Raw genomic sequence first — 16,087 nt, forward strand, 5'->3', positions numbered from 1 at the left:
CCGCGCGCCCGATTCTACGAAGTCCAACCCTGCCATCTGGTTAACGATCCCCTGGCCCGTAGCGGGCGGATGTAGGGATTGAGACATGGCAGAACGGCTTGGCGTGGCGATTGTAGGTGTGGGTGGCGCCGTCGCCACCACCGCGATCGCGGGTATCGAGATGATCAAGGCAGGGTCGAACAGCCTCAACGGGCTTCCCCTCGCCGACCGCGACGTGGCCGGCATGGTCGCATACCGCGATCTGGAATTCGGCGGATGGGATCTGACCGAGGAGTCGCTCGGCGCGTGCGCGCTGCGGCACGGCGTGATCGGCGACAAGGAACTCGCCGACGGTGCCGCCGCACTCAACACGATGCGCCCGTGGAAGGCCGCGGGCAGCACCGGATATTGCGCCAATATCGACGGCAGCAACAAGCTCGAGAGCGGCCACCGCGCCGCTATCCAGCAGATTCAGTCCGATCTGCGGCGCTTCTGTGCTGAAAAGGGGCTCGACCGGGTCGTCGTCGTCAACCTCGCGTCGACCGAGCGTGTCCCGCATGCCGACGATGCCGCGCTGCAATCGCGTGAAGCGTTCGAACGCGGGCTCGACGAGGACGACGCCGCGATCAGTCCGGCGATGCTCTACGCTTATGCGGCGATCGACTCGGGCACGCCCTACGCCAATTTCACGCCTTCGGTCGCCGCCGACATCGCGCCGCTCGCGGAGTTCGCTGAGGAGCGCAACGTTCCCGTCGCGGGCAAGGACGGCAAGACCGGCCAGACCTTCATGAAGACGGTGATCGCGCCTGCGCTGCGCGATCGCGCGCTGCATGTCGACGGCTGGTTCTCGACCAACATTCTCGGAAACTCGGACGGTCTGGCGCTCGATGATCCCAAGTCGCTGGCGTCGAAGCTTGGCACCAAAGGCAGCGTGCTCAACGACATCCTTGGCTATCCGGTTGAGGATCACATCATCATGATCCATTATTATCGTCCGCGCGGCGATGACAAGGAAGCGTGGGACAACATCGATCTGACCGGCTTCATGGGCCAGAAGATGCAGCTCAAGCTCAATTTCCTGTGCAAGGACTCGATCCTTGCCGCGCCGCTCGCGATCGAGATCGCGCGTTGCCTCGACCTTGCGCAACAGCGTGGCGAAGGCGGCGTGCAGGACCAGATGGGGCTGTTCTTCAAGCTGCCGCAGACAAGCGGCGGTCGCAAGCCGGTCCATGCCGTCCCAGAGCAGCAGGCGATCCTCGATCACTGGCTCGACGGCAAGACCGCGTGAGCCCAGCCCCCCTGTCCAGCCCGGCGGAGGCCCTCGTGCCTTCCGTCGGGTTGACCCCCGCCGCACTGCCGTTCCTGCGCGAATTGGGCGACCTGAAGCGTATTCATTCGGCTGAGGCCCCGGGGTCGATCGCGGAACGGCTGTTCGCGCTTGGATGGGGGGCGTTGCTGCGAGGCGACCAACCCGCCGCGGTGATGAAACAGATCGTTGGCGCCGCGCTGGTGTCGGCGCGTCTCGGCGATCTTGATCTGGCGAGGCTGACCCGGCTCGGGCTCGGCGCGGATGCGGTGCCGGTGCTGCAACGCGCATTCGATGAAGTGACCGGCGATCTCGATCCAGCACTTGCGCAACGACTGCGCGAGGCACTTGTGCACGGGCGTCCCGCGCCGGGTGCTGTGCCCAGTTTCGTCGGTAAGCTCGCGCGCCAGCCGCGTGCGGGCGTGACCTCCCCCGGGCAACCGCGCATCCTGCTGCAGCCCGCCGAGAACCACGCCGAACATTGCCTGATGGTCGCGGTCTACGGTGTGCTCGCCAGTGCATGGCACGGCGCGGATCCTGTTGCGGTGTTCCTTGCGGGCATGGCGCACCACTTCCACAATGCCGACATGCCCGACAGCGGCTATTCGGGTGAAATGCTACTCGGCGACCGGCTCGATACGGCGATCGAGACCGCGCGCGTTGCCTGCCTAGACGAACTCGCGGCGGCAAACCCCGTGCTGGCCACGACCGTTGCCGACGCGCTTGCTCCGATCGCGGGCGACACCACCCCCGAAGCGCGCGCCTTCCACGTTGCCGACGTGCTCGACCGAGTCCTCGAAATCGAACAGCATCTGCGTGCCGCGGCGGTAACGATGGACGTCGTGCTAGGTGCTTACGGCCTGGTCCATGACGGCCCGGTCAAGGCATTCCACGACCGCATCCTCGCTGACGCCGGTCTGGCCTGATGCCGGCTAAGGTCTTTCCCGACATGCCGTTGCGTTCGCCGCGCACCGGGCTGCCGCTCGCCTATGATACGCCACATTCGCTCGCCGCGGCGGGCGAACGCTGGCCGGTGGTCGACGGCATTCCCTATCTCAGGGTCGACAGCGAAGGTCTTGCCGCGGTTGCGCTCGATCATCTCGATGCGGGCTGCCCGGACGACGCGCTCGTCGCGCTGCTGACCGATCAGGATTCGTGGTGGACCGGGCCGGCAACCGACCTCGCGGAGCTCAAGCAACTGGTGCGCGAGCGTGACACGCTGTCGTTGCGCGCGGCGATGGCGTTGCTGCGGCTTGGCCCGGTGGCGGATTACTTTGCCTATCGCTGGAGCGATCCCACGTACCTCGCGGGACTGGCACTGCTCGAGACGCACGACGCTACCCCCGCCAGCGCCTTCGAACTTGCCTGCGGGATCGGCCATTACCTGCGTGAACTGACGCGCCGCGGGACCGAATGCCTCGGTGCGGACGTGGTTTTCGCCAAATGCTGGCTCGCCAAACACTGGGTCGCGCCCGATGCGAACTACGTCGTGTTCGACGCCGCCGCGCCGTGGCCGATTGCCGACGCGCGGTTCGACCTGGTGATGTGCCACGACGCCTTCTACTTCCTCCCCGACCAGGCGGAGGTCGCCGCCCGGCTGCGCGCCGCCCGCACGGCAGGAGGCACGCTCGCGATCAGTCATCTGCACAATGCGGGGCACGCCGGAGGCGCAATGGGGCCGGCACTGTCCGCTTCGGGCTGGGCTGCGCTATTCCCCGACGCACAGGTCTATGACGAACGCGCGTTGCTCGTCGCATTACTGGAGGGCGCGGTCGCCGCCCCGAGTGGCTGGGCACCGGAACCGTCTGTTGAAGCGTGGTCGCTGGTCGAAGGTGCGGGATCGCCGCGTCCGGTCGCACGTGGGCTGGCGATGCCCCCCGCCGGGGCCGTGCTGCGGCGCAATCCGCTGCTCGGCGACGATGGATCGGTCCGCTGGCCGTCGACGCGCTATCAGGACGAATATGCTGCGGGTTGCTTCTGGGCACGCCCTGCCGACGCCTTGCCCTTCAAGGCGGACGACATCCGCCTGCGGCGCCTTGTCGATTTGCCGGAGCGATGGTGATGCGGTGGGGGATCGTAGGCTTCGGCTGGGTAGCACGCGATTACATGGCACCCGGTATCGTCGCGGCGGGCGGGACGGTGACGGCGGTGGCCGATCCCTCCCCGGAATCGCGCGCTCGGGCGGAACGACTGGGGATCGCCGCATTCGAGACGACCGAGGCGATGCTGGCGTCGGGGCTGTGCGACCTCGTCTATATCGCGACGCCTAACGATGCGCATCTCGCGCCCGTCCGCGCGTGTGCGGCGGCGGGGATCCCGATGCTGTGCGAGAAACCGATCGCCGCGTCGCTCGAGCAGGGCGAGGCGATGGCAACCGCGGTCGTGGACGGCCCGCTGTACGGCACTGCATTCGACCAGCGCCATCACCCCGCGCATCGCCGGATCGCGGAGGCGGTCGCGGATGATGCGATCGGTCGCCCGGTCGCGATCCGTATCCTCTACGCCTGCTGGGTCGACCCTGACTGGACCCCCGACGGCGGCGCGCACGACAATTGGCGCGCCGATCCGGTCCGTGCGGGCGGCGGCGCGGTGATCGATCTCGCGCTTCACGGGCTCGATCTGGCCGAACGCTTGCTCGGCGAACCGCTGGTCGACCTGTCGATCACGCTGCAACGCCGGATTCATGCCTATGCGGTCGACGACGGCGGGATGCTGAGCGCCCGCTCCGCTTCGGGTGTGCTGTTCCAGAGCCACGTTGCCTATAATTGCGCGGAGAACCTGCCGCGCCGTCGGCTCGAGGTGCTGGGCGAGCGCGGGCTGCTGATCGCGACCGATACCATGGGGCAGACCGCTGGCGGCATGCTGGTCCAGCAATGCGGCAGCACCGGCGCGCAGACTCCGCTTGCGTTCGACACTGCCACCTCCCCCTTCGCCGCGCAGGCCGCTGCCTTCATGGCGGCGGCACGCGGCGGGCCGCATGATTTTTCGATGCCCCGCGATCTGGCGCTGATGCGCCTGTTCGACCGGGCCTATCAGGAAGCACGATCATGCCTTTGAGCTGGTTCGCCTGCGCCAATTGCGGGTTTTGGCAGCGCCATTTCGCGCCGCCCGATTGCCCGGTCTGCACCGATGTCCGCAACGATCTGCCCGAGGACGGCTGGCGGTTCCTCCCCGAGGCTGACGTCGCCGCGACGCATGATGGTGCCGCGCGGGAAGTCGCGCCCGGCCTGTGGGCGTTCACCACCACCCCCGCACTCGGGCTCGGCGGCACCGGCTGGCTGATCGTCCGCGACGGCGGCAATATCGCGTTCGAGGCAGCACCCTATTATTCGGACGCGATGCTCGACCAGATCGAAGCGCTCGGCGGGATCGCGTTTCTCGCGGCGAGCCATGCGCACGGCTATGGCGCGCTGTTCCAGCTCCAGCGCCGGTTCGACCCCGCGGTGGTCGCGATCCAGCGCGACGATCTGCAGCTGACCAAGGCGTTCCGCGTCACCATGCCGTTCGACGACACGCTCGAACTCGCACCGGGCTACACGCTGCATCATGTCGGCGGGCATTATGAGGGGCAGGCCGCGCTCCACGATGCGCCGGGACGCCGGCTGTTCTGCGGCGACATGTTCAAGATCGACCAGGACCCCGCCGGCCGGTCGCACGCGATTTCGAGCCACAAGGCGTTTCACAAGGATATCCCGCTGACTCACGCCGAACTCCGCCGCTATCGCGACGCCATCGCCCCGCTCGATTTCGACGCGGTTCTGACCCCGTTCGAATATGCCCCCGAGGTCGACCGCGCGGTGACGCTTGCCGCGCTCGACGATGGGCTCGCACGCGCGCCCGGCGTGCGGAAACTCGCGCTGTGAGGACCGGGCTCCCCGCCGATCTCGGCCCCGCCGCGCACGCGTATCTCGATGCGTTCCCCAAGGGCGATGTCGTCGCCTTCCCGATCCACCCACTCGACCGGCTCGGGCTTCCCGTCTGGGTCGTGGCGCTGTTCCCGGAGGATCCCGCTCTTGGTGGGATCATGCCCTACGGCGTCGGCTATGGCGCGACCGACGAGGCGGCGGTGCTTGGCGGGCTTGGCGAGATCGCCGAGATGGTGTGGCCGACGCTGACTCTCGGCGCACGCGGCAAGACGCGCGGGAGCTATGCCGAACTGGTGCGGAGCCTCGGCGCGCGTGCGGTTGCCGATCCTCTGACCTTGTGCCTGCCCGCAGGGTCGCCGGTCGATCATGCGACGGTGCTCGAATGGGTCGAGGCCAGGCGCTGGGCGGATGGCTCCAGCGTGCTCGTGCCGATCGACCTTGCGGCCTATTCGTCCAAGGAGCTGTCCGCCGGTTACCAGCCGTTCACGACGATCATCTCGAACGGGATGGGCGCTGGCCCCGACCTCGACTGGGCGATCGGGCACGGGCTGTGCGAAATCCTCCAGCGCGACGGCAACGGGCTACTGTTCCGCGCGCTCGACCGCGGGGTGATGCTCGATCTCGACACCAGCCTCGCGCCCTCGACCACCGCGATCCTCGAGCGGTTCGAGGCGGCGGGGATCCGCGCGATGCCCAAGTTCGCGACTGACCAGTTCGGGATGCCCAACCTCTATTGCGTCGGGGTCGACGAACGCACGCCCCCCGCCGCGCCGATCATGGTGACCGCGTGCGGCGAGGCGTGCCATTCGGACCGCACCGCCGCGCTCGACAAATGCCTGACCGAATTCGCTGCCAGCCGTGCGCGCAAGGCCTTCGCACACGGCCCCGCCGATCTCGTCGCGCAGGTCGCGCCCGCGGGCTATGTTTCGCGGTTCATGGCGCAGGCCGGAGGTGCCGCGAAATCGAGCGACAGCCGCGCGTTCGAGGCGATGCGCGACTGGACCGGGCGCGATGCCGCGACCTTGCGAGGGTGGCTTGCGGGCTCGGTCCTGTCAGAACGTGGATCGCACCGCTTCGACGCCTTGCCCACGCTCCCCGCACCCGATGGCCATGCGCGTGCCGGTGCCGCCCGCGCCGCGGTCGAGGCGGCGGGGTTCGATGTGCTCTATGTCGACATGTCGCCCGCCGACCGCGCGATCTCGGTGGTCAAGGTCATCGTCCCCGGGATGGAGGTCGAGACGATGAGCTATTACCGGATCGGCGCGCGCAACACCGAGAAGCTGCTTGCGCTCGATTCCCCGCTGATCCGCTTTGGTGCGAACGAAAGCGAGACGCTGCGCCGCATCCGGCTGACCCCGGCGGATGCGGAGCGCCTCGGTCACCCGCTGTTCGACACCGCCGCCGCCGATGCGCTCGTCGGGCCGCTCTATCCGCTCTACCGCGAGCCCGAGGCGCATCACGTTGCCTTCGCTGGCGACCGGGGGGTCGCATGAGCCTGCGCTATGCCTACAACACCAACGGCGCGGCGAACCACCGGCTCGACGATGCGCTGCGGCTGATCGCGGATGCGGGGTATGCCGGGGTCGCGCTGACGCTCGATCATCATCACCTCGATCCGTTCGCGCCGCGCTGGGAGCAGGAAGCGGACCGCGTCGCCGCGTTGCTTGGCACATTGTCGCTCGGCAGCGTGATCGAGACGGGCGCGCGCTATCTGCTCGATCCGCGCCAGAAGCATGAACCGACGCTGGTCACTCCAGACGCGGACGGGCGGGCGCGGCGTGTCGCCTTCCTGTGCCGCGCGCTCGACGTGGCGGCACGGCTCGGGAGCGAGACCGTGTCGTTCTGGGCGGGCGTTCCAAAGACGGGCGTCGATCCCGCCGACGCACGATCGTGGCTCGATGCGGGGCTGGAGCAGGTGCTCGATCATGCCGAGCGGGTCAACGTCGACGCAAGCTTCGAACCCGAGCCGGGGATGCTGATCGAGACCGTCGGCGACTACGACACGCTGTTCGCACGCCATCCGAGGCTCAGGCTTGCGCTCGACACCGGACATTGCCTCGTGACCGAGGATATCGACCCCGCCGATGCGATCCGGGCCTATGCCGACCGGATCGGCACCGTCGCGGTCGAGGACATGCGCCGCGGCGACCATACGCACCTGCCCTTCGGTGAAGGCGACATGGACATGCCCGCGGTGCTTTCCGCGCTCGAGGCGATCGGCTTCACCCGGCTGGTCTGCGTCGAGCTGTCGCGCGAAAGCCCGCGCGCGCATGCCGCCATTCCGGAATCGATCGCCTATCTGCGGAGCATCGCGGCATGAGGATCTGCTTCGTCTCGCGCCGGTTCTTCCCGGCGATCTCGGGCATGTCGATCTATGCGATCAACCTGCTGCGCCAGCTGGTCGCAGCGGGCGACGACGTGACGATGGTGAGCCAATATTACGGCGATCCGGCGCGGGCGTCGGTCTATGGCGGCGGCCCTCCGCCCGCGGTGCCGGGGGTTCGCGTGATCGGGATGGAAGCGCTCGGCGAGCAGGCCGGGGGCGACTTCGAACGCGATGTCGACGCGCTGATCGAAGCGATCTCCACCGAGCACGCGCGCGCGCCATTCGATGTGCTCCATGCGCAATATGGCTATCCGACCGGCTGGGCGACGCTGCTCGCGGCAGAGCGGCTGGGTGTGCCGTGCGTCGTCTCGATCCAGGGCGGCGACGGGCATTGGGTCGGCTCGTGCTGCGCCACCCACCGCATCGCGATGGAGCGCGTGCTCGATCATGCGGGCGCGCTGCTGATCGGCGGCAACAGTTTTGCGGGAGAAGTCCACGACCGGCTCGGCACCCCGCTCGACCGCTTCACGATCGTTCCCGGCGCGGTCGATACCGACCGCTTCACTCCCGGCGAGCCCGATCCTACGGGGCCTGTGCGGCTGTTTTATCATGGCCGGGTCGACCGGCGCAAAGGCGTGCTCGACATGCTGCATGCGCTGCCGGGTGTCGCGGGTGACTGGCGCTGCACGGTGTCGGGGATCGGCCCGGATTACGAACCCGCGCGCGCGCTCTCCGCAGAGCTTGGGCTCGGCGACCGTGTGACCTTCACCGGCTATGCCGAATATGACGCCGTTCCCGCGCTGTACCGCGCGCATGACGTGTTCGTGTCGCCGACCTATGCCGAAGGGTTTTCGAACACGATCCTGGAGGCGATGGCATGTAGGCACGCGGTGCTGTCGTGCCGCTCGGTCGGGGTGGTGGATTGCATCCGCGATGGCGAGAACGGGCTGCTGGTCGAAGCAGGCGATATCCCCGCGCAGACCGCCGCGCTGTCGCGGCTCGTCACCGATGCCACGCTGCGCCAGCAACTGTCGTACGCAGCGCTGGAAGAATGTCGCCGGGTCTATAGCTGGGACGCGGTGGGCAAGCAGATCCGGCAGATCTACCAGGATCTGCGCGGCACCCGGCCGGCGCAGGGGATCGATCCGCACATCGCGATCGCCCCGTGCCGCTTCCGTGCCGAACCGCACCTGCTGTGAAGCATATCGTCGCGATCTCGCCGCATCTCGACGATGCCGCCTTTTCGGTCGGGGGTTTGCTCGCGTCCCGCGCGCGCGCGGGGGACCGGGTGACGATCGTCACCTGTTTTACCGGCAACGTCGCCGAGCCGACCGGCTTCGCGCGTGCCTGCCAGCTCGACAAGGGGCTCGGACCGGAGGTCGATTACATGGCGCTGCGCCGTGCCGAGGATCATGCCGCGTGCGCGGTGATCGGTGCAACCGCGGTCCATCTGCCACTGCTCGAGGCACCCCATCGCGGCTATGCGAGCGCACCAGAACTGTTCGCCGCGCGGCGGGACGATGACGCCATGCTCGCGCCGTTGAGCGCGGCGCTTGCCGAGCAGATCGCCCTGCTATCCCCCGACCTTCTGCTCGGGCCGCTCGCGATCGGCAATCATGTAGACCATTGGCTGGTCCGCGACGCACTCGAAACGTGCGGTGCGCCGATATTGTTGTGGGAGGATTGGCCGTACCTGACCCGTGCCGCGGATCGCAGGACCGACCGGCCAGCCCTCGTCCATCCGCTCGATGACGCCGACCGTGCCGCGCGGATCGCGATGTGCGCGGCCTACGCTTCGCAGCTCGGATTCCAGTTCGGCTCGCTCCAAGCGATGGAGACGGCGGTTCGTGCGGTGGAGGCCGAACGGCTTTTCGACGGCTGATTGTCGCCGGATACGGCATCGCGATTGACTCCGCCCCCCGGATGCCAAAATGCAGCGTCGGATCCTTGTCGTTCGATCCTCCTCCAACCGAGCTTTCTTCATGACCGAAGTTTCTGTCGTCACGCTGGGAAAAGGGCGCCCGGATCATCTCGTCAACGTCGTGCGCGGATTGATGCGCCAGACCCTGCCGCCCGCCGAGCTGATCGTCGCGGTGATGCAGGACGATCTGTACGACCTCCCCGACACCCCCTTCCCGATCCGGCAGATCAAGGTCGTCGCCGACGCGCTGCCGCTGGCCGAAGCGCGCAACGTCGCGGCGCAGGCGGCGACCGGCGACGTGCTCGTCTTCCTCGACATGGACTGTATCCCGACGCCGACGCTGCTCGCCGACTATGCCGGGTTCATGGCGGATCTCGACGGCCTGTTGATGGGCGAAGTGCTGTACCTGCCGGGCGGGGCGACCGACGGCGACTGGTCGTATGACGCCTTTGCCGAAGTCGCGGTCAAACATTCCGACCGGCGCGGTCCCCCGCACGAAGGGATCGAGATCTGCAACGATTATCGCTGCTTCTGGTCGCTCAACTTCGCGATGCGGCGCGCGACGTTCCTGTCGCTCGGCGGGTTCGACGAACGCTATTCGGGCTATGGCGGCGAGGATACCGATTTCGGCAAGGTGGTCGACACCGCAGGCATCCCGATCGCGTGGATCAAGGGCGGGCTTGCGTATCACCAATATCATCCGCACCACATGCCGCCGGTCCACCATCTCGACAGCGTCGTGCGCAATGCCGAAGTGTTCGAAGCCAAATGGGGCTATCGCACGATGGGCCACTGGCTGCAGGCGTTCCGGCTGATGGGTCTGGTCGATCTCGCGCCGGGGCAGCCGATTCGCATCCTGCGCCGCCCCGACGACGCCGATCGCGCGCTGACCGGGCAGCAGAGCCACCAGCCCTATGCCAATACCACCACCGTCATCCGTTTGCTGGAGGACCGCCTCGCGGCGTCCGAACAAGCGCGGTCGACCGGATGAGGATCGCGGTCCTCGGGCATGTCCGGCAACGCATCGGACAGCCCTTCGCGGGCGGAATGGAATCGCATTGCTGGCATCTCGCAACCGGGTTGCAGGCGCGCGGGCATGACGTCGTGCTGTTCGCCTCCGGCGACAGCGACCTCGGACTGACGCTCGATCCGGTCCTGCCGGTCCATTACGAAAAGGCGTTCCCGGGGGCCGAACATCGCGGCTACGCCCCGCTGATCGCGCATATCGACGCAGGCTATGAATCCGCCTGCGACCGGATCGCAGGCGGCGGGTTCGACGTGGTCCATAACAACAGCCTCCACCGCTTCCCGATCGAACCGGGTCGCACCGCCAGGGTGCCGACCGTCACGTCGCTCCACGTCCCGCCCTATGACGCGCTGCGCTGGTTCGTCCACGCAAGCGCGGTGCCGGGCCATCGCCTGACCGTCACGTCACAGCGCCAGCTCGACGCCTGGTGGCCGGAGGGTGCGCCGCCGCAAGCCTCGGTGCTGTACAACGGCATCGATCCCACGCTGTGGCCGTTCGTTCCGCAGGGTGACGGACAGGCGGTGTGGTGTGGGCGGATGACCCCCGACAAGGGCCCGCATCTCGCCGCGCAGGCCGCACGTCTGGCGAGGATCCCGCTGATGCTGTTCGGCGCAATCGAGGACCCCGGTTATTGGGCGTCGGAGGTCGTGCCGCTGCTGGACGACACGATCCGCTATGGCGGGCATATCGACGGCACGATGCTGCCGGCCGCAATCGGACGCGCGTCGGTGTTCGTCTTCACGCCGTGCTGGGACGAACCCTTCGGGCTGGTCGCGGTCGAGGCGATGGCGTGCGGGGTTCCGGTCGCGGCGTTCGACATGGGCGCGGCGCGCGAAGTGATTGGCGCGGGCGGATGCTTCGCGCCGATGGGCGATGTCGCTGCGCTCGCCGATGCGATCACTGCCGCCGCCATGCTTCCGCGCAAGGCGCAACGCGCGCGCGTAGAGGCATTGTTTACGCATGACGTCTGGCTCGACGGGTGCGAGGCGCTGTACCGCGACGCCATCGCCGACCGGGTGGATGCAGACACATGATCGTCGACCGCATCGCCGCGCAACAGGCGGCGCTCCGTGCCTTGTACCGTAGGCACGTAGCCCCCGGTGACGCCTATGCGCTGGTCGATTTCCCCGACCATGCCAATGTCGGCGATAGTGCGATCTGGCTCGGCGAAGTGACGCTGCTGCGCGCGCTGACCGGGCGCGACCCGGATTACGTCTCTACCTGGCATGATTTCGACGAGGCGGCGTTTCGACAGGCCTGCCCCGGTGGAACGCTGTTCCTCCACGGTGGCGGCAACCTTGGCGACATCTGGCCGCACCACCAGCGGTTCCGCGAAACCGTTCTGGCGACGATCGACGACCGGCCGGTGGTGCAGTTACCGCAGTCGATCCATTTCCGGTCCTCCGCCGAAGCTGACCGGTTTGCGATGCTGGCGAGCGCGCACCCGGATTTCACGCTCTACGTTCGGGACGCCCGCAGTCTCCAGTTCGCGCAACAGCGCTTTGCCTGCGAGACGCAGCTTGCGCCGGACTCCGCCTATGCGCTCGGGCCGCAACCTCGCGGTACCGCGGATTGCGAGGTGCTGATGCTGCTGCGCACGGACGATGAAAGCGTGGGCTATGCCCTGCCCGCCCCGGAACAGGCGACGATCGTCGACTGGCTGGATGACGGCCCCGACGTTCCATCCGGCAGCGATCCTGCGGCCCGCCATGCGCAAGCCGCCAATCGCGTCGCGCGCGGTTTGCGGCTGCTGTCGCGCGGGCGCGTGCTCGTGACCGATCGGCTGCACGGCCATATCCTGGCCGACCTGCTCGGGGTGCCGCACGTCGCGCTCGACAATGATTACGGCAAGCTGGCGGCGTATCTCGACGCCTGGCCGCCTGCTACCGTGATCGCACGCGCGACGACCCCAGCCGAGGCATTGCTGGTGGCCGAACGCCCGTAATGCGCAAGGTCGCCCTCACCCTCCTGATCTGCACGCGTAATCGCTGTGCTTCGCTTGCCGCGACGCTCGACTCGGTCACCCTCGCCGCCGCGGCAGCCCGCGAAACCGGCGTAAGGATCGAGGTCATTTTGGTCGACAATGGCTCGACCGACGGCACCCCGGACCTGATCGCGCAGTGGTCGCAAGACCAGCCGTTTCGCGTATCTTTGGTCGAGGAACCGCGTCCCGGGCTCGCGCGCGCGCGCAATAGCGGGCTGGCGCATTGCACCGGCCCGATCATTGCGATGACGGATGACGACTGCATCCTCCACGCCGATTATTTCGTCCGTCTGCTCGCCGCCTTCGCCAAGGCCAAGGGCCCCGCAATCATCGGAGGGCGGATCCTGCTCGGCAATCCCGCCGACTTGCCCGTGACCGTCAAGCTCGAGGATCACCCGATGGTCGCCCCGCCCGGCGGGTTCCCCGGTGGCTTCGTGATGGGCGCGAACCTTGCCTTCGGGGCGGACGTGCTCGCCGCGGTGGGGCCGTTCGACGAACGCTTCGGCGCGGGCGCGCCGTTCGTCGCGGCGGAGGACACCGACTTCCTCTTCCGCGCGAGCGGGCTGGGAATCCAGTTGCTGTACGATCCGTTGATCGTCGTCGATCATCACCACGGAAGACGCGACGTCGCCGACGAGACCCGCCTGCTCGCGGGCTACAGCTTCGGCGACGGGGCGTTATACGCCAAGCATTGGCGCACCGACCGGCGCGCGCGGCGGATGCTGCTCGCGGACGTCGGAGATGTGCGGCTCGACCTTCTCCGTCCGGTGACGACCCATGCGGGGGTACGCCGGTTCTATTGCTTCCGCCTGTTCCACAAGGCGCGGGGTTTCCTGTCCTATTCCCTGATGGGTCGCAGAACCGGGTGACGCCAAATCCTCAGTGAATTGCCCATTCGACCGCCACCCAGAGCTTCGACGTGTCGGTGAACAGGCGATCCGCCTGATAGTGCGCGTAACGCAGCGACACGCCCGTCGTATGAATCCTGGCGGTGGCTAGCAGGTCGATCTCGTCGCCATAATGCCGCACGAGCCGATCGCTCTCGAGGCGATGGTAGACGGCGGATAGTGCCACGTTCGCAAGCGGTCCCGCCTGTTTCCAGCCATAACCCAGCGAACCGTACAGGTCGCGGATACCGTCGGGCGGCGTGGTGGTGAACTTGTCGGCCCAGCCCTGGAACTTGAACAATGAAGAGAATGGCGTCTGGACGCTGGTCAACGCGGCGCCTTGGTCGGCCCCGAGGACTTCGTAGCCGACGGTCGCCAGCAACAGCTTGCGCGCAACCGTCACCTCGCCGAGGGCATAGCTTGCCGCATAGTCGTTCGGGTTGCGGTGATAGTCGCTCTGGCGCGCGTAGCTTGCGGTGTACCCGACCTTCCACAGGCCTTCGATCGGACGCGTGCCGAAGAAGCGCGCACCGTAGGTCTGGCTCGCAAGCCGGAAGCCCTGCACGGCGACGTCATCCTGATCGACCAGATAGGCGAAGGGCGCGATCGTGCCGACCGGCGTGGTGTAGGCGATCGTACCGAACCAGTTGCTGCCGCTGATCGCTTGAGGACGCGCGCCGAAACCGTCGATACCGTTGATGGTACGGTCGCTCCAGGCATAGGCGGCGTCGATCGCCAGCTTGGGCGTCGGGCTCCACGTCATGTGCACGGCGTCGTAAGTTTGCTGGTTCTGGCGGAATGAGGACGACCCGACGAACCGCTGATCCGCAAACTCGAGCACCTGGCGTCCGACGGTGATGCTCGCCGTCGGTACGGCATAGCGCAGTTGCGCGCGGTTGAGCTCGATGTTCTGCGGATCGGCGATGGTGGGATACCCCGCGCGGGCATTCAGCCCGTCGTTGTAATTCTGCACGATACCGACCGTTGCCTCGCTCTCGATCAGCCCCGACCAGGGGCCGACGCTTGCCTCGACACCGCTGCGCACGCGCAGCGTGACGGCATCTGCGGTCTTTGGCAGTCCGTCCTGATCGACGTCCTCCCAGCGCAGCCGTGCATCGATCAGCGGCTTGACCGTGACATCCTGTGCCTTTGCCCCCGACGCCGCGCACAGCGCCACCGTGGCGAGCCCTACAGCTCGCATTTGCTTGATAGTCATTGAATTATTCCGCTGCGACGCGCGCGTCGATCGCGCGCAATTCGCCGCTTTCGCGCGCTTTCCGGCCATACACCAGCTCAAACAGCGGCCCCGCCATCATCGTCGTGACAATCGCCATCAGCACCAACATCGAGAACAGCGTCGGCCCGATGATGCCCTTCTGCAACCCGATGTTGATGATGATCAACTCCATCAACCCGCGCGAGTTCATCAGCGCGCCGATGCCAAGCGCGGTACGATTGTCTTCCCCGGCCAGTCGTGCGGCGAGGTAGCAGGCGCCGCCCTTGGCGAGGATCGACGCGACCAGCACGCCCAGCGCGATCAGCAGCAGCGACGGCGAGTTGACCATGTCGAGCCGGGTATTGAGCCCCGAATAAGTGAAGAACATCGGCAGCAGCAGCACCACCGCGAGCGGCTCGATCTTGCGCTTGATCTCGTCGGAGAAGAGCCCGCGCGGCATCACCACACCGAGCAGGAAACCGCCGAAGATCGCATGGATCCCGACCATGTCCATCAGGAACGCAGAGGTGCAGAACGCAGCGAGCGTGAGGGCCAGGACCGTATAAGTCATCTCGCCCTCGCGCTCTACCCGGCGCGCGAGCGGCGCGAAGATGCGTGGTCCGAAGATCAGCACGATGACCGCCCACAACAGCCCGCCGCCGATCGCAAGGATCGCGACGCCCGCCCCGCCCCCGAACGCGGCAAGCACGATCGCCAGCACGCACCACGAACACACGTCGTCGAACGCGCCTGCGGTCAGCGACAGGGTGCCGAGCGAACTGTCGGCAAGCCCGCGCTCGTTGATGATCCGCGCCAGCATCGGGAATGCGGTCAGCGCGATGCACGCGCCCATGAACAAGGTCGCGTTGATCGTCGATATACCCGGCGCGAACAGCCCGGGAACGGTCAGCAGGAACGGCGTGATCAGGATTGCCACCGCGAATGGCGCAGCGATCCCGGCGAACGAGACGCCTGCGGCACTCCGCGCCTTGGCCTTGAAATGGTCGATCCGCAGGGTCGTGCCGACAAGGAACATGTACAGCCCGACGCCAAGCTGCGCGCCGGCATAGAGCACGTTGCGCGTCTCCTTGGCGAAGATCGCCCCCTGCAGATCAGGCCACAGCATTCCGAGCAACGATGGCCCGAGCACGACGCCCGCGATCATCTCGCCGACCACCTGTGGCTGGCCGAGGAACTTCTGGCCCAGCCACCCGACGACGCGACACGCGATCAGGATGATCGCAAGCTGGAGGAAGAAATGGATCGAGAAGTCGCCCGGCGCATAGCTTTTCGCCGCGGCGACCGCGGCTGGCCCGTGCGGTGACAGTACACCGCCAAGCGTAGACCAAAAGCTGTCCAATATTCCTGTCATACATCCCCCCGGATCGGCGCGGCCTTGGTTCGGCGGCACGCTCGAAGACGCTGACCAACGGCAAATCCGGTACCCCGCGCAATCGCAAATTACGGGTAGCCGGTCGATTTCGAGGGTCTTCACCCGATCTGTTGCAGCCGTGCCACGTTGTAGTAACATGCCTACAGTCGAGCCTGCGAAACGTAGGTTTGTAGAGCAGTGGG

15 protein-coding genes are annotated in these 16,087 nt (G+C 67.1%); 13 read left to right on the forward strand and 2 right to left on the reverse strand.

Annotation, left to right across the window (positions count from 1 at the left end):
* Positions 1–85: 85 nt before the first annotated feature.
* The 13 genes from ABIC17_RS09510 to ABIC17_RS09570 all read left to right on the forward strand — a co-directional run bounded on the left by ABIC17_RS09510 (position 86) and on the right by ABIC17_RS09570 (position 13,278).
* Entirely contained in the window at positions 86–1,267 is a 1,182-nt protein-coding gene (locus tag ABIC17_RS09510; RefSeq protein ID WP_354281261.1) for an inositol-3-phosphate synthase, read from the forward strand.
* Positions 1,264–2,211, forward strand: coding sequence for a hypothetical protein (locus tag ABIC17_RS09515; RefSeq protein ID WP_354281263.1), 948 nt, complete (start codon positions 1,264–1,266; stop codon positions 2,209–2,211). The genes ABIC17_RS09510 and ABIC17_RS09515 overlap by 4 nt, the downstream gene beginning before the upstream one ends.
* The gene (locus ABIC17_RS09520) at positions 2,211–3,347 is read left to right on the forward strand and encodes a class I SAM-dependent methyltransferase (protein ID WP_354281264.1); all 1,137 of its coding nucleotides are present in this window, start codon (positions 2,211–2,213) and stop codon (positions 3,345–3,347) included. Before ABIC17_RS09515 ends, ABIC17_RS09520 begins: the two co-directional genes overlap by 1 nt.
* Positions 3,347–4,342, forward strand: a complete 996-nt coding sequence (locus tag ABIC17_RS09525) for a Gfo/Idh/MocA family protein (protein ID WP_354281266.1) — start codon at positions 3,347–3,349, stop codon at positions 4,340–4,342. Before ABIC17_RS09520 ends, ABIC17_RS09525 begins: the two co-directional genes overlap by 1 nt.
* Positions 4,333–5,148, forward strand: a complete 816-nt coding sequence (locus ABIC17_RS09530; protein WP_354281268.1) for an MBL fold metallo-hydrolase — start codon at positions 4,333–4,335, stop codon at positions 5,146–5,148. The genes ABIC17_RS09525 and ABIC17_RS09530 overlap by 10 nt, the downstream gene beginning before the upstream one ends.
* Complete coding sequence (locus ABIC17_RS09535) at positions 5,145–6,644, forward strand: YcaO-like family protein (protein ID WP_354281270.1); 1,500 nt, start codon at positions 5,145–5,147, stop codon at positions 6,642–6,644. Before ABIC17_RS09530 ends, ABIC17_RS09535 begins: the two co-directional genes overlap by 4 nt.
* Entirely contained in the window at positions 6,641–7,471 is an 831-nt protein-coding gene (locus tag ABIC17_RS09540; protein ID WP_354281272.1) for a sugar phosphate isomerase/epimerase family protein, read from the forward strand. The genes ABIC17_RS09535 and ABIC17_RS09540 overlap by 4 nt, the downstream gene beginning before the upstream one ends.
* Entirely contained in the window at positions 7,468–8,676 is a 1,209-nt protein-coding gene (locus ABIC17_RS09545; RefSeq protein ID WP_354281274.1) for a glycosyltransferase family 4 protein, read from the forward strand. The genes ABIC17_RS09540 and ABIC17_RS09545 overlap by 4 nt, the downstream gene beginning before the upstream one ends.
* Positions 8,673–9,359, forward strand: coding sequence for a PIG-L deacetylase family protein (locus ABIC17_RS09550; protein ID WP_354281276.1), 687 nt, complete (start codon positions 8,673–8,675; stop codon positions 9,357–9,359). The genes ABIC17_RS09545 and ABIC17_RS09550 overlap by 4 nt, the downstream gene beginning before the upstream one ends.
* Positions 9,360–9,459: 100 nt before the next feature.
* A complete protein-coding gene (locus ABIC17_RS09555; protein WP_354281278.1) occupies positions 9,460–10,389 on the forward strand; it encodes a glycosyltransferase family 2 protein in 930 nt (309 codons plus the stop codon).
* Complete coding sequence (locus tag ABIC17_RS09560; RefSeq protein WP_354281280.1) at positions 10,386–11,459, forward strand: glycosyltransferase; 1,074 nt, start codon at positions 10,386–10,388, stop codon at positions 11,457–11,459. The genes ABIC17_RS09555 and ABIC17_RS09560 overlap by 4 nt, the downstream gene beginning before the upstream one ends.
* Positions 11,456–12,370 carry a polysaccharide pyruvyl transferase family protein gene (locus ABIC17_RS09565; RefSeq protein ID WP_354281282.1) on the forward strand — a complete coding sequence of 305 codons (915 nt, stop codon included), beginning with the start codon at positions 11,456–11,458 and terminating at the stop codon, positions 12,368–12,370. Before ABIC17_RS09560 ends, ABIC17_RS09565 begins: the two co-directional genes overlap by 4 nt.
* Positions 12,370–13,278 (forward strand): glycosyltransferase family 2 protein, encoded by a 909-nt coding sequence (locus ABIC17_RS09570; protein WP_354281284.1) that lies wholly within the window; start codon positions 12,370–12,372, stop codon positions 13,276–13,278. The genes ABIC17_RS09565 and ABIC17_RS09570 overlap by 1 nt, the downstream gene beginning before the upstream one ends.
* Positions 13,279–13,288: 10 nt before the next feature.
* Here the strand turns inward: ABIC17_RS09570 and ABIC17_RS09575 are convergent, their stop codons facing one another.
* Positions 13,289–14,512, reverse strand: coding sequence for an alginate export family protein (locus ABIC17_RS09575; protein WP_354281286.1), 1,224 nt, complete (start codon positions 14,510–14,512; stop codon positions 13,289–13,291).
* Positions 14,513–14,516: 4 nt separating this feature from the next.
* On the reverse strand, positions 14,517–15,884 hold the full coding sequence (locus ABIC17_RS09580; protein ID WP_354281288.1) for a cation:proton antiporter: 1,368 nt from the start codon (positions 15,882–15,884) through the stop codon (positions 14,517–14,519).
* Between the last annotated feature and the right edge of the window lie 203 nt (positions 15,885–16,087).

Source organism: Sphingomonas sp. PvP056, from assembly GCF_040549155.1.
Taxonomy (GTDB): Bacteria; Pseudomonadota; Alphaproteobacteria; order Sphingomonadales; family Sphingomonadaceae; genus Sphingomonas.

Excerpts from the sequence above, each read along its gene's own strand:
- ABIC17_RS09510 (WP_354281261.1), top strand. The coding sequence starts at position 86 with ATGGCAGAACGGCTTGGCGTGGCGATTGTAGGTGTGGGTGGCGCCGTC.
- ABIC17_RS09520 (WP_354281264.1), top strand. The coding sequence starts at position 2,211 with ATGCCGGCTAAGGTCTTTCCCGACATGCCGTTGCGTTCGCCGCGCACC.
- ABIC17_RS09525 (WP_354281266.1), top strand. The coding sequence starts at position 3,347 with ATGCGGTGGGGGATCGTAGGCTTCGGCTGGGTAGCACGCGATTACATG.
- ABIC17_RS09530 (WP_354281268.1), top strand. The coding sequence starts at position 4,333 with ATGCCTTTGAGCTGGTTCGCCTGCGCCAATTGCGGGTTTTGGCAGCGC.
- ABIC17_RS09540 (WP_354281272.1), top strand. The coding sequence starts at position 6,641 with ATGAGCCTGCGCTATGCCTACAACACCAACGGCGCGGCGAACCACCGG.
- ABIC17_RS09545 (WP_354281274.1), top strand. The coding sequence starts at position 7,468 with ATGAGGATCTGCTTCGTCTCGCGCCGGTTCTTCCCGGCGATCTCGGGC.
- ABIC17_RS09555 (WP_354281278.1), top strand. The coding sequence starts at position 9,460 with ATGACCGAAGTTTCTGTCGTCACGCTGGGAAAAGGGCGCCCGGATCAT.
- ABIC17_RS09560 (WP_354281280.1), top strand. The coding sequence starts at position 10,386 with ATGAGGATCGCGGTCCTCGGGCATGTCCGGCAACGCATCGGACAGCCC.
- ABIC17_RS09565 (WP_354281282.1), top strand. The coding sequence starts at position 11,456 with ATGATCGTCGACCGCATCGCCGCGCAACAGGCGGCGCTCCGTGCCTTG.
- ABIC17_RS09570 (WP_354281284.1), top strand. The coding sequence starts at position 12,370 with ATGCGCAAGGTCGCCCTCACCCTCCTGATCTGCACGCGTAATCGCTGT.
- ABIC17_RS09575 (WP_354281286.1), bottom strand. The coding sequence starts at position 14,512 with ATGACTATCAAGCAAATGCGAGCTGTAGGGCTCGCCACGGTGGCGCTG.
- ABIC17_RS09580 (WP_354281288.1), bottom strand. The coding sequence starts at position 15,884 with ATGACAGGAATATTGGACAGCTTTTGGTCTACGCTTGGCGGTGTACTG.